Here is a 12,612-nt window from a genome sequence, read left to right as displayed (position 1 = left end):
AACACTGTCGGCGTTTTTTATATGTATAAAAACGAATGACTATGCAGAAGCTAACAGGGTTTCGTCAGAGACAAAATCAATTAATTCTTTCCACGCCTGTGTGCCTTTAGCAATTAGGTGTTGTTCTGCAAGAATAGCCGCTAAGTCATTGTGACTGGTCAATGGATTAGCTAACACGACACGAAACACCGTAATACATTGTGATGGATAATCGGGGGCTTCTAAACGCGTACGAGACACAAATGACTTACCCGCTTCCCGCTGTTGTTTTTGCACTGCCACAACCAACGCATCCACCTTTTCATTAATGAGGTTGCGAGTTTTAGCGTTAGCGACTTTCAATGCTTGCTGTACTTCTATCGGGCAAACACGGTATGTCAATAACGACAGCGTAGGCGACGTGGTTAACTCAAAATCACTTGCTTTATCTATCATTTGCGCAAAGTCGCGCGCTTTATCAATACTTCTATCAATAAGTAGCTCGTAACCTTGTCGACCAAAGATGTGTAACGCAGAGTACACCATCATGGCCATGCCGTTGCGCGAACCTTCAAGTGTTGTTGCACCCAAGTCTTTCGAGCCAGCACGTAGGATATATTGTGCGTGATGACGTACTGCGTTTGCATTTTGCGGATCTTTAAACAAAGCCATGCCCGCACCCATTGGCACATACATTTGTTTATGCGCATCAATAGTAACTGAGTCTGCTCGCTCTATGCCTTTTAGGCGACTCTTATAACGAGAAGAAAACAAGGTCGCCCCGCCCCAGGCGGCATCAACGTGGAACCAACAACCGAGCTCTTTGGCTACATCAGCAAGTTCATCGAGTGGGTCAACATGGCCTGTTTCCGTTGTCCCGCCTACGCCCACTATAGCCAGTAATTTATTGCCTTCTTCTTGGTAGCGTTTTCCAGCGCGTAGTGCTTTAGCTGGGTCGAGGGTTTGCTGTGGTGCTGGCAATGTTAACAATTGCTCTCTGCCCAACCCCAGAACATCAACGGCTTTAGACAAAGAGTAGTGACCGCGCTTGCTGCACATCACACCTAAATTGTTGATGTTATGAAAACGATAAGCTGCCGCCAACCCGGCTTTAGCGACCCCAGCAAATCCTTTTTGCGGGCCCAGTAGTTTGTTTCGCGCGACCCACAATGAGGTAATGTTTGCAATGGTTCCACCTGAACAAAAGGCACCTAACGAATGTGCAGCACTGTGCAAATGTGCGTCGTAAAATGACTGCGGCTGATCGTAAACCAAATTGTGCATCATGCCGAGCACTTGACGTTCAAGCGGCGTAAACGCTTTAGAGGTTTCAATTTTGACTAAGTTTTGATTTAGCCCCACCATCAATTTTGAAAGTGGAAGATGGAAATAGGGCAACGCTGATGTCATATGACCAATAAAGGTCGGTGCATAGGTATTGACGGAATGCGCCACTAGTTTATCAAGTAGACTTTCTGCATGGGTAGAAACAAATTCAGGCGTCTCAGGCACTTTCGCGTCTGAAAAGTCTTTTTCTACCTCTTCAAGTGAGGTTTTTTTTGTCACAACGTGCTGTGACAAAAAATCTAGAATATTGTCAGATAAATGCTGCTCAATTTGAGCCAGCTTTGAGTCTTTGTGTTCAGGCTTAGTAAAGACCCGAAACAAGTGCTCTAAACTAACTTGCGCTTCACCCACTCAACACACCTCACTCTTCAAACAAACACATATTTTGCACACGCAAAATCAACAGGCGGTTTTGTAGGACACCAGCCTAACACTCAAATCCTTTTTCAATTGGAACTCATTGCTGCTTACAGTAATAAATTATAGCGCGCAATTGAGATTGTAATGGGTGAACAAATTCCTTTCGTTACTCATTAGTAGTTACGTTAACCACAACTTTGGTTTCTTACCCTGAAAACTTAACACATTACTTTCAGGGTGTGGCACTTTACATCAGATTGCAATTTACGCCAAGCGTTAGGCATTAGCAATTAAGCTCACCGCAAATGACCGAGCTACAAATTAACATCATTTGCGGTATTACGACGTATTACTGCTATATTTTATTTATGAATAATTACGAAAAAGTGAGCGTGGTGGTTTATGCCCATTCGTGAAATTTCTGAAGCGTTTACTGTCGATGATATTGTTCCTTATTTTCAGCCAATTATGGATTTACGAAGCCAAGGGGTGTGGCGTTATGAATGCCTTGCACGACTTATAACTCAAGGCGATAAAACATTTTTACCCAGTGAGTTTCTTTATTTATTAGAACGAGAACGGCACGTCAGTACCCTTGCAGCTAATATGTTTGTGCAATGCGCAAAGTATTTTCACGATGTGAACATTCCGTGGAATATCAATATTACAGCCAACGATCTAACCAACAACGAGCTTATTGACACGTTAATTACACATTTGGCCAATTACCCCAATCCGGAACGAGTTAGCTTCGAAGTTACAGCCTCCACAGCGCTTTCCAATCCTCAACAAGTGCTCGGTTTTGCGGACAAAAGTATGCATGTAGGCATAGGTGTATTCATTGATAATGTAGGTTCTTGCCCTGGCAATATTAAGGCGTTAATGAATATCCCTGTGCGAGGAATTAAATTAGCCGGAGGACTCATTCGTCATTATGAGGAACAAGAAGCGGTGAGGGAATATGTCGCTCATGTCCTGTCGCTGTGCGACCAACACAGCGTGTGCGTGGTCGCTGAACACATTGAAGATGAAAACCAGCTCGAACGGGTTATGCGCCTGAACATTCGCTATGCCCAAGGGTATGTTTTTAGCCCGCCGACTGAAAGCATACGCTTTACAGCTCACTGACATTAAACGTTATTCAGGCTGCAGGATTACTCGCTATTGCTAGAGCGTGTTGGTAGAGACAGTAAATTTACGTGGATATTGCCATTTGCAAAACAATACCCACGAAACTTAATCTTCTTCGTTACGGCATTGCAATTGCCAGCACACTTGCCCGCTGGCACGATATTTACGCTCGAATGGTGTCATACAATCATCGCCCGTTATTTCCGATAAATCTGACATTACACCATAGTGCTTCGCAGCTTGGGCAAATTCCATAAGGTAAATAAGCCAGTTGCTGCGCACCTCGATATGCGGTGTGATTGCCATTAAATCAACCATTGCTGCGCTGGCATGCCAGCGCTTTTGCACTTGTGTCTTTTTAGGGTATGGGTTCGGATATAACAAGAAGTGTTGTGTAACACGCCAGTTGGACTGTCGCACTAAACGCCAGAAGTCATTTACGTCGGCTCTGATCACCGTGTAGTTAGAAAGCTCTGTGCGATAATGCTCATGCTTTTCTACGCGAAGCTCAGATTTGTCGATACCAATAACCCGAGCTTCAGGGTTAGCCCGAGCAATGTTGGCGGTACTTTCACCCACCCCACAGCACGAGTCCAGAATAACATCACCGTCAAAACCTTCGAGCCACTCACACGTTTTCTCAAAAGCCGCTTGCGTATGAGCACTAATGGGGCGCTTGTTCTCACTATGTTGGTACTTAACAACCAATTCGTCGAGTTTATCGTGTACACCTACTTGGGAAGTCGATATACCCCGTGAGTTTCCGCCCGCCATTAGCTGCGAATACCTTTACCAGTTTTAAGAAGATAATAAGCTACGCTAAACAACAGTGCATTAAAGCCCACCAGCAAACTCAATGATAAAGTCACATTGACATCAGAGACACCTAAGAAACCATAACGGAAACCATTAACCATATAGACAACCGGGTTGGCTTTACTTACCCATTGCCAAAACTCAGGTAATAACGACAACGAGTAGAATACGCCACCCAAATAGGTTAGCGGAGTAAGCACGAAAGTTGGAACCACACTGATGTCGTCAAAGGTCTTGGCAAATACGGCGTTAATTAACCCAGCCGTTGCAAAAAGCGTTGAAGTTAACAACAATGTCAAAGCAATAATGCCTAGGTGATGGATTTGCACATCCACAAAGAACAGTGACACCAGTGTGACAATAATACCAATCAAAATGGCGCGAGCCACACCACCGCCTACATATCCGAGTATGATCACTGATGTAGGCACTGGCGACACCAATAGTTCTTCAATATTTCGTTGAAACTTAGCACTAAAAAACGACGACGATACATTCGCGTAAGAGTTTGTGATCACCGACATCATGATGAGCCCGGGCACAATGAACTCCATATACGTGAAGCCGCCCATTTCGCCAATGCGGTTTCCAATTAGACTACCAAAAATCACAAAATACAGACTCATTGTAATTGCTGGCGGTACCAAGGTTTGAACCCAAATGCGCAAGAAGCGCGTGCATTCTTTAATCCAAATCGTCGTTAGCGCTACGTAATTTTGCTTTAGCCAACTGACATTTTGTTCTGTATTCATTTCTGTTGTCTCTGTTTTCACCGTGCTATTCACCCTATCAACCCGCTTGCTTGGCCGATTCAACTAAGCGTACAAAAAGCTCTTCCAAGCGGTTTGATTTGTTGCGCATACTCATTACTTGCACACCTTGCTCACTAAGCTGTGTGAAAACAGGGTTAAGCCCTTCTGTTTTATCCACATCAACTTCAAGGGTATGGTCGTCAAGTAATCGATACTCAAAGCCAGATAACACAGGAGCGCTATTTTCACTACCCTTGGGTAAATTAATATCAAGTACAAAGGTCTCTAAGCTAAGCTTCGACAACAAGGCTTTCATGCTGGTGTTTTCAACAATCGTCCCTTTGTTGATAATTGCTATGTTGCGGCATAACATCTCAGCTTCTTCCAAATAATGCGTGGTAAGAATAATAGTGATGCCTTGACGATTGATCTCTTCCAAGAAACTCCACATGGCGCGGCGTATTTCAATATCTACACCAGCAGTAGGCTCATCGAGAATAAGCAGCTTGGGTTCATGCATAAGTGCACGTGCAATCATTAGCCTGCGCTTCATACCACCTGAAAGCTCACGTGCGCGGGCATCTCGTTTTTCCCATAACTCTAATTGAGTAAGGTATTTTTCAGCACGGTCTTTGGCCACACTGCGTGGTACACCATAATATCCCGCTTGATTAAGTACTATCTGAAGTACCGTCTCAAATTGATTAAAATTGAATTCTTGAGGAACTAACCCAATACAGGCTTTGGCTTGTTCTTTTTGAGTTGCAAGGTCGTATCCGAAAATGGACACTTCACCATCGCTTTGATTGACCAAAGAGCTGATTATGCCAATGGTTGTCGATTTACCTGCTCCGTTAGGGCCGAGCAGTGCGAAAAAATCACCTTGTTCAACAATAAGATCGACGCCTTTTAAAGCTTGTACGCCACCTTTATAGGTTTTAGTTAACCCTTTTATATCTAACGCTTTCATGATTTGCCTGTGTTGTGAATGTTACCGTTAAACAGCGGTAAGGAGATGCTCACCTGACATGTGTAATTGAAGTGCTAATTAAGTGTCATCTGTAACAAATACTGTTTTAGTTACACCGTTTACGTTACACCCTTCTGTGCATTACAAAGTGTAACGCAAAACGTACTGTCTTTAGAATACATGAGCGATCTAGCGGTTGTTTTTAACGACTAAATACAGCATGTTAAGTTGGTGCAAAAAAGTACAATTCAACCCTAGAGCACTAAATTCGCTTAGACAAAAGTGTAATCAATAATAACGACAGGTCTGCAAATCATGCCCAACAATACATCAAAAGAAATACTCTCGCCGCTTTTAGCTCCCTTACCGCCAGAAACCACACCTGAGTTAGCGGATGATTTCGCGGTATTCATTGATATTTTAGGCTTTATTCCCAACAGCTTACTTACCATGCAGCGCAAACCTGAAATGGTAAAGGGTTTTGCCGCGTTGACCAAAGGTGTGATGGGTAGTGGCAGTGTTGTTGATGGTGGGTTCAAACGCCTTATAGCTCATTTTTCCAGTCGAGCAGCTGGATGCCAGTACTGTGAAGCACATTCACTGATTGCTGCCGGTATTCACGGCATCAGCGATGACAAAGTGGCCGCGGTGTGGGAATACAAAACAAGCCCTCTTTATAGCGAAGCTGAACGCGTGGCCCTCGACTTTGCACTTGCCGCTGGCAGTGTTCCCAATGCCGTAGACGCACCGCTTATGGAAGCCATGCGTGCACATTGGAACGAAGAAGAAATTGTCGAAATTTTAGGTGCGGTTAGCTTATACGGCTTTTTAAATCGCTGGAACGACTCGATGGCGACAGAAATAGAAGCGTCACCTAAAGCATTAGGTGACGACATACTCGCCAAAGGCGGCTGGACAGGTGGAAAGCACGTTAAATAAAAGGTGAGATAAAATACCTAGGACCAGTATATTGTTTCTTTAACTGGCCCGTTTAACTAGATCATGTTGACTTTAGCGGTACGTTTTTGCAGCAAAGTTTACCGAAAAGGTCAACACGCTCTAATTATTTAGGCTCATCAGCACGGGCGCTCGTTCAGCAATTTCCATCTCGACTTTTCGGTCGAAGAAAATACCTTCGTGTTCAGTTTGCGCACTTTGCGATTCCCCTACGGCTACCGTCATAATTTGCTCGCTTTTTACGCCTAGGTCGGTCAAATACGCTTTAACACTCAATGCCCGCTGCATCGACAAGGCTTGGTTAAATTGGCTGTCGCCCCGTTTATCTGCCTGGCCTGTTAAACGTACGGTTAATTTTTCATTTCCCTTAAGGGCTTTCGCAACTAAATCGAGTTGCTCAGCGTAGAGTGTTTCAACCGCAACCGACCCCGACTTAAATTGAATACTACTTTTAAATGTAGGTGCTGGCGCTTGCATACGCTCATCTTCATATGCCACTTGGGTAAGCATCATCTGGTTCTGCATAGTTTGATTGGCCGCGAGCAATTCAGCATTATCTTTTTGCACTCGACTTAGCTGTGTATTTACTGCTTTAAGGCTTTTATCTTGAGAAGAGTTTTCGCCTAGCAGCGCCCCCATCACGCCAGCGACAACCGCACCAACAGGGCCTGCAACAACGGCACCGATAACAACCCCGCTGCCTAGCCCCACAGCAACCGCTTGCGACTCTTGCGCTTGTTGCTTTTTCATTGCAAGCGATGGCGATTTGCTTGAAGCCATTTTATCTATTGAAGATGTATCTGACGCCATTGCGTTAAAAGAAAGTGCTGTAACGCCAACAACAAAGGTATACTTCGCGATTTTTCCAATAGCCATAATTTTTCCTCGTATTTAAAAAGGCGCGGTGCACTGTTGGGAAAATACACCGCGCAAAGGGTAGTAGTTACAAGGCGTCGATGAGCGTTATTGGGCGTGTTCGTGCCTTGCTGAATTGATAACTAGTTAACCAACACCAGGTGGCAAAAAAAGTCATAAAACAAGGAAATGTTGTGATGCAATTTTTCAAATATGGCGTAAATGAGGCAGGCTTGTGGATTTTATGTCGAACTTAAGCAAAGTGTTCAGTTCAAAGGTATAGTTCTCAAATAGAGCTCGGAGATAGAGCTCGGAGATAGAGCTCGGAGATATAGCTCAGAAGTAAAGTTCAACGATATTGTTCAAAGATATATTACAGATCATTTTAGTGAAAGTGACTTTAGATAACGGAAGCCCTTATGCCAAAAACCATTGCCCTTGTTGAAGATGACGCGGCCATTAGAGAAAACTATATTGTGGCATTAAAAGCGCAAGGATATGACGTGCACGCGTTTGAAGACAGACCTTCAGCAGCGGCAGCGTTTAACCATACACTACCCGATTTAGCTATTATCGATATCGGCTTAAAAGATGAAATAGAAGGTGGTTTTATGCTTTGTCAGCAATTACGCGGCCTTTCTCAAACTCTACCAATTATCTTTTTTACCGCCAGAGACAATGATGTAGATACCATCAGTGGGCTGCGCATGGGCGCTGACGACTACCTAACCAAAGACATCAGCATGGCCCATCTACTCGCCCGTATTGCTGCGTTATTTCGCCGCACCGATTTACTGTCAGCTCCTGCGGAGCAAAAAGATGAGTTGAAAGTAGGCGAACTAAAAGTAGATGTCTCGCGTATGACAGTGAGCTGGCAGAATCAACCCGTGCTTCTTACAGTCACTGAATTCTGGATGTTACATGCCCTTATCAAACGCCCTGGGCATGTCAAAAGTCGTCAGCAATTAATGGATGAGTCGCGCATGGTGGTGGACGATACCACCATTACTTCCCACATCAAGCGAATGCGAAAGAAGTTTGTACAACTTGATCCTCGCTTTGATCATATCGATACCGTATACGGAATGGGATACCGTTGGCAGCTTTAAGCTGCACGGTGTAGGGCTTTGATGAAGTTTCGTTTTTCAATTCGTCTTCAGCTACTGGTATTGTCGCTGTTCTTATTTACCATTCCATATCTTGGCTACAAATATGTGTGGGAGCTCGAACAATACCTTAGAAACGGACAAGAGCAAACCATGATAGGCACGGCGAGAGCCGTGGCCACCGCCTTACACGAACGCCCTGCCCTGTTTGACAGCCAATCTGCCTATTTACAAGATGTTAGACCGGGTACTGACCTTTATGCCCCGCCTATTCCTTCACCTATTCAATTAGATGGTGAGCTCAACGACTGGCAACAAGTCAACGAGTTACTTAGCGAGTACACCAGTGATAGAGTAATTGAATATTACAATGGCAATCAGGGTAGCCCTATTACATTGTCTTTTAGCCACATGGTGGGACGTTACGGTCAATTTCTTTACGCCATGTTTGAGGTAAAAGACGATTCATTGTTATGGCGACAACCCAAAAATATTAGCGTAGAAACCGGTGACCATTTATTAATTGGAATGGAAACGTTCGAAGGTACATTGGCACGCTACGTAGTTGCTCCCTATGAAAGCGGTTGGGTAAATGCATACAAACTTGCCGATAATGCCCGTTCTAACCGCGCGATTGAAAACGCGCTCTCTATTCAAGGTCGATGGCAAGAAACCGCAGAGGGTTATAACATTGAACTGCGTTTTCCCTTATCGATGACCGCAGGCGGTCTTGCGTTTACTCTTGTGGATGTTGATGACCCTGACACAAGAGCAACCCAATATGCCCTTGGCACCGCAAACACTAAAATATTAAGTGAGCTAGGCACAGTTATTACCCCGTCACCTGAAATCGAACGTATTTTAGCAGGGCTAAAATATACGGACTCTCGGGTTTGGGTGGTTGATAAGCACAAGCGAGTGCTAGCTCGCGCTGGGGATATCCAGTCCGCCAACGGCATTGAAGTGAGTCAACGGGAAGCGCCAACAAACCCCATATGGAAATGGATTGAAAGTGAGTGGTTACTTCCTCTTTATTATCAAATATTAACCAAGCCTCCGGCTGATTTTATTGACGAACTTGACGATGCTTACGCGCTTGTAGGGCAAGACTTAGGTACCGCTCTTAACGGTCAACCCGACAGTTTGTGGCGCCTTTCTCCCGACAACAAAGCCATTGTATTGTCTGCGGCCTACCCTATTTTTATAGAAGGCAACGTAATGGGCGCGGTAATTGTGGAGCAAACTACCAATGGAATAAGAACTCTCAGAAACCGAGCATTAGAGCAACTATTTCACGTCATCGTTGCGGTTATGTTTTTAGGTACACTTGGCTTACTACTCTTTGCCAATCGAATATCTAGCAGAATTCGAACACTTCGCGATAATACCGAAGCCGTTATTGATGACAACGGTAAAATTGTAGGTACGTTACCCATATCAAATCAGCGAGATGAAATCGGTGACTTGTCACGTTCCTTTTCCGATGTGCTCTCACGTTTACAGCAATATAATTCGTATTTGGAGAACATGGCCTCAAGGCTCTCTCATGAGCTACGAACGCCTATTGCGGTAGTGAAATCTTCTCTTGATATGCTCTCTCACGACAGTAATGCCCAGCAGCAAAAGGTGTTTGTTGAGCGCGCTCAGTCAGGTGTTAATCGTCTTAGCACTATTTTAAACAGTATGAGCGAAGCCACGCGCTTAGAACATGCCATTGCGCAAGAAGATTTCGAAGCCTTTAATCTCACTGACGTGATCAGTGGTTGTATTGAAGGCTATAAGCATACGTATTCCCAACGACGGTGGACGTTGATTGGGTGCGAAGACAAATTAACAATTAATGGCTCACCAGAATTGGTAGCACAACTGTTCGACAAAATTATCTCTAACGCTGTGGATTTCAGCGGTTCACAGGATGAAATTCACGTTTCTTTAGAGAAAAAGGACAAACGTATTGTATTGCTAGTAAGTAACCCTGGCCCTTTACTCCCTGCCGGAATGAAAAGTCAACTTTTGCAATCGATGGTGTCTGTAAGACGAGAAAATGAGGTACAAAATGCAACGCAGTCACCGCATTTAGGGCTTGGTTTATACATTGCCAATATGATCATGACCTTCCACAAAGGTTCACTGACGTTGAACGACAGAGATGACAAAACGGGAGTAATCGTTACCGCTACTTTTCCGAGCACTTAGTGCGTGTAAATCTTTGCGAAACGTTTTTACAGCAAGGTGCTTATCCTTCAAATGAAGAAGTGTACATACAGTGTAGCCACCTACATGTGAGAGTTTACGTACGGTATAAAGTGAAATAAATTTCTAAATTTTAGGGTCTTTCAATAAATTGTACGTTAGTCTTTATACTTATTTGATTTTTTGATGAGCCCTAGCCTAAAAAACCGGTTACTTTAAGGGTATTGAACACGGTGCAGCTATGAATAGATTTTTGCTTTCGCTTTTGTTGTCTTTACTTGCGCTGACCACAGTGGCAACTGAGAACAATAACGCAAATGTAACGTTTGAGATAACACTGGCCGACAGTGAAGGAAAAATGGTCAACGATGCGGTGTTCATTTTTGAACCCTTATTCGAGATAGCTGTTACAACTGACTCCGAACCCCCAACTGCTATCATGAACCAGATAAAAAAGCAGTTTGTGCCGCATGTATTGGTTGCAAAAACGGGCACGAGTATCCGCTTCCCTAACGCAGACAATATTTTTCACCATGTCTACTCATTTTCCCCCACTAAACAATTTGAACTTAAGCTGTATAAAGAGTTTACCGCAGAGCCATTGAAGTTTGATAAGCCTGGTATTGTAGATATTGGCTGTAATATTCACGACTGGATGCTAGGGTACATTGTGGTAACCGACTCGCCTTTTTTCGCTAAAACCGAAAATGAAGGAAGTATTTCGCTTTCGCTTCCTAAAGGTGATTACAACGTGCGTTTTTGGCACCCTTTAGTCAAAAGCGACAGCTTATTTGAGACTAAAACGTTGTCGGTTAACGAAAGCTCTGCTGTTGAGTGGCAGCTCAGTACTGCATTACCTGCAGACGATGAATTTGACTTTGGTTTTGGCGACTACTGATGAATAAACGGCTGAAGTTCACCTTATCAACACTAGCTTGTTTAGTGGCATCACAGACTTTCGCAAAAACTGACATTCTCTTACGCGGAGCTTATGTAACGAAAGAGAACACACCGAGCTTTCAGCAAAAAGGCATTAGTCATCAGCGATATGAAGACAGTGGCTTCCACCTTTCTCAAGCGGTGTTGGCCTCGTCGTTTTCGTTATCAAATGATTGGTCGGCAGAAGGCGTACTTAATGCTTATAACGATGGTGAGGAAGAATTTGGCTTCACTCAACTTTTTATAAAATATCGACCATTAACGGCATCAAGTATAAAGCCAGAAGTTAAACTTGGTGCGTTTTACCCTAGCATATCTGCGGAAAATACCGGCTTTGGGTGGTTGTCGCCGCATTTTCTCTCTAATTCAGCAATTAATAGTTGGATAGGTGAAGAATTACGCATTGGTGGAATAGAGTTAAGTTTAAGACAAAATGGGCGCCAAGTAAGAAGTAATTGGTCGTGGAAGGTCGTGGGCAGTGTGTTCAAAGGTAATGATTCAACAGGTACGTTGCTCTCTTGGCGCGGTTTTGCGCTGCATGACAGGCAATCTGTATATGACGACAGAGTGAACTTTTTGCCCATACCGGGGGTTGTCGATGATGACAAACTTGATGCTCCCGCATGGACCGACCCGTTTAGGGAAATCGATGGGCGTGCAGGTTATTACATTGGCGCGCACTTGTCACACAAGCGAACCGCCGAAGTAAAATATTATTTTTATGACAACAATGCAGACCAGACCGTACTTGACCCTGATCGCATTTATGCATGGCACACGCGCTTTCACTCGCTAACAATGCGCTATTTGCCCAACCGTGACCTCACCTTGTTTTCGCAATTGCTTGTGGGTGATACGTTAATGGGTGATAGTTTCGTCGACAATGATTTTGCCAGTGCGTATATTGCGGCAGCTTATACCTATGAAAATGCGACATTCTCCGCTCGCGCAGACTGGTACCAGGTTATTGATCGCGACAATACCATGTACGACCCCAACAATAGTGATGGCTACGCTTTAACATTCAGTACCCGTTATCAATTACATGAAAATGTCGCCGTAACGGCTGAATGGCAAACTAACAAAGGGGAACAAGACAACCTTACGTTTTTCCAAAATAATAAGAAGTACACGGAAAACGTATTTCAAGTTGCTTTAACCATTCAGCTTTAGTTTTTGAAAACTACAGGAGTCACTGAAAGCCACT

General features: G+C 44.0%; 11 protein-coding genes. 6 read left to right on the top strand and 5 right to left on the bottom strand.

All coding sequences use genetic code 11. The annotated features are described in order from the left end of the window. Nucleotides 1–39: 39 nt before the first annotated feature. The gene (panP, locus tag EYR97_RS21210; protein WP_131095750.1) at nt 40–1,677 is read right to left on the bottom strand and encodes a pyridoxal-dependent aspartate 1-decarboxylase PanP; all 1,638 of its coding nucleotides are present in this window, start codon (nt 1,675–1,677) and stop codon (nt 40–42) included. Nucleotides 1,678–2,088: 411 nt separating this feature from the next. On the opposite strand from panP, the gene EYR97_RS21205 reads away from it, so the two are divergent. Continuing rightward, a complete protein-coding gene (locus EYR97_RS21205; RefSeq protein WP_131095749.1) occupies nt 2,089–2,814 on the top strand; it encodes an EAL domain-containing protein in 726 nt (241 codons plus the stop codon). 108 nt (nt 2,815–2,922) lie between these two features. Here EYR97_RS21205 and EYR97_RS21200 read toward each other — a convergent pair whose 3' ends face one another. From EYR97_RS21200 to EYR97_RS21190, 3 genes are read right to left on the bottom strand one after another with little or no spacing between them, the layout of a single operon-like run. Beyond that, nucleotides 2,923–3,591, bottom strand: a complete 669-nt coding sequence (locus EYR97_RS21200) for a tRNA (guanosine(46)-N(7))-methyltransferase TrmB (protein WP_131095748.1) — start codon at nt 3,589–3,591, stop codon at nt 2,923–2,925. Continuing rightward, the gene (locus EYR97_RS21195) at nt 3,591–4,385 is read right to left on the bottom strand and encodes an ABC transporter permease (protein ID WP_131095747.1); all 795 of its coding nucleotides are present in this window, start codon (nt 4,383–4,385) and stop codon (nt 3,591–3,593) included. Before EYR97_RS21195 ends, EYR97_RS21200 begins: the two co-directional genes overlap by 1 nt. A gap of 37 nt (nt 4,386–4,422) precedes the next feature. Next, a complete protein-coding gene (locus EYR97_RS21190; protein WP_131095746.1) occupies nt 4,423–5,355 on the bottom strand; it encodes an ABC transporter ATP-binding protein in 933 nt (310 codons plus the stop codon). A gap of 315 nt (nt 5,356–5,670) precedes the next feature. Here EYR97_RS21190 and EYR97_RS21185 point away from each other — a divergent pair, with 315 nt between their 5' ends. Beyond that, a complete protein-coding gene (locus tag EYR97_RS21185; protein WP_131095745.1) occupies nt 5,671–6,294 on the top strand; it encodes a carboxymuconolactone decarboxylase family protein in 624 nt (207 codons plus the stop codon). A gap of 120 nt (nt 6,295–6,414) precedes the next feature. Here EYR97_RS21185 and pdsO read toward each other — a convergent pair whose 3' ends face one another. Then, nucleotides 6,415–7,188 carry a sortase-associated OmpA-like protein PdsO gene (pdsO, locus tag EYR97_RS21180; protein ID WP_131095744.1) on the bottom strand — a complete coding sequence of 258 codons (774 nt, stop codon included), beginning with the start codon at nt 7,186–7,188 and terminating at the stop codon, nt 6,415–6,417. 398 nt (nt 7,189–7,586) lie between these two features. Between pdsO and pdsR the strand changes: the two genes are divergently transcribed. From pdsR to EYR97_RS21160, 4 genes are all read left to right on the top strand, one after another. After that, nucleotides 7,587–8,276, top strand: coding sequence for a proteobacterial dedicated sortase system response regulator (gene pdsR, locus EYR97_RS21175; protein WP_131095743.1), 690 nt, complete (start codon nt 7,587–7,589; stop codon nt 8,274–8,276). A gap of 21 nt (nt 8,277–8,297) precedes the next feature. Beyond that, nucleotides 8,298–10,469 carry a proteobacterial dedicated sortase system histidine kinase gene (gene pdsS, locus EYR97_RS21170; RefSeq protein ID WP_131095742.1) on the top strand — a complete coding sequence of 724 codons (2,172 nt, stop codon included), beginning with the start codon at nt 8,298–8,300 and terminating at the stop codon, nt 10,467–10,469. Nucleotides 10,470–10,707: 238 nt separating this feature from the next. Continuing rightward, the gene (locus tag EYR97_RS21165; protein ID WP_131095741.1) at nt 10,708–11,364 is read left to right on the top strand and encodes a methylamine utilization protein; all 657 of its coding nucleotides are present in this window, start codon (nt 10,708–10,710) and stop codon (nt 11,362–11,364) included. Beyond that, nucleotides 11,364–12,578 (top strand): outer membrane beta-barrel protein, encoded by a 1,215-nt coding sequence (locus tag EYR97_RS21160; protein ID WP_131095740.1) that lies wholly within the window; start codon nt 11,364–11,366, stop codon nt 12,576–12,578. Before EYR97_RS21165 ends, EYR97_RS21160 begins: the two co-directional genes overlap by 1 nt. Nucleotides 12,579–12,612: the final 34 nt, after the last annotated feature.

Origin of the sequence: Alteromonas sp. KUL42, from assembly GCF_006538325.1 — a bacterium.
GTDB lineage: Bacteria > Pseudomonadota > Gammaproteobacteria > Enterobacterales > Alteromonadaceae > Alteromonas.
Note: the sequence above shows the minus strand (reverse complement) of the source record. Positions and strands in the feature narration are given on the sequence as shown.

Coding starts and splice junctions, on each gene's coding strand:
- pdsS (WP_131095742.1), top strand. CDS start 8,298: ATGAAGTTTCGTTTTTCAATTCGTCTTCAGCTACTGGTATTGTCGCTG.
- pdsO (WP_131095744.1), bottom strand. CDS start 7,188: ATGGCTATTGGAAAAATCGCGAAGTATACCTTTGTTGTTGGCGTTACA.
- EYR97_RS21200 (WP_131095748.1), bottom strand. CDS start 3,591: ATGGCGGGCGGAAACTCACGGGGTATATCGACTTCCCAAGTAGGTGTA.
- EYR97_RS21205 (WP_131095749.1), top strand. CDS start 2,089: ATGCCCATTCGTGAAATTTCTGAAGCGTTTACTGTCGATGATATTGTT.
- EYR97_RS21195 (WP_131095747.1), bottom strand. CDS start 4,385: ATGAATACAGAACAAAATGTCAGTTGGCTAAAGCAAAATTACGTAGCG.
- EYR97_RS21185 (WP_131095745.1), top strand. CDS start 5,671: ATGCCCAACAATACATCAAAAGAAATACTCTCGCCGCTTTTAGCTCCC.
- EYR97_RS21160 (WP_131095740.1), top strand. CDS start 11,364: ATGAATAAACGGCTGAAGTTCACCTTATCAACACTAGCTTGTTTAGTG.
- pdsR (WP_131095743.1), top strand. CDS start 7,587: ATGCCAAAAACCATTGCCCTTGTTGAAGATGACGCGGCCATTAGAGAA.
- EYR97_RS21165 (WP_131095741.1), top strand. CDS start 10,708: ATGAATAGATTTTTGCTTTCGCTTTTGTTGTCTTTACTTGCGCTGACC.
- EYR97_RS21190 (WP_131095746.1), bottom strand. CDS start 5,355: ATGAAAGCGTTAGATATAAAAGGGTTAACTAAAACCTATAAAGGTGGC.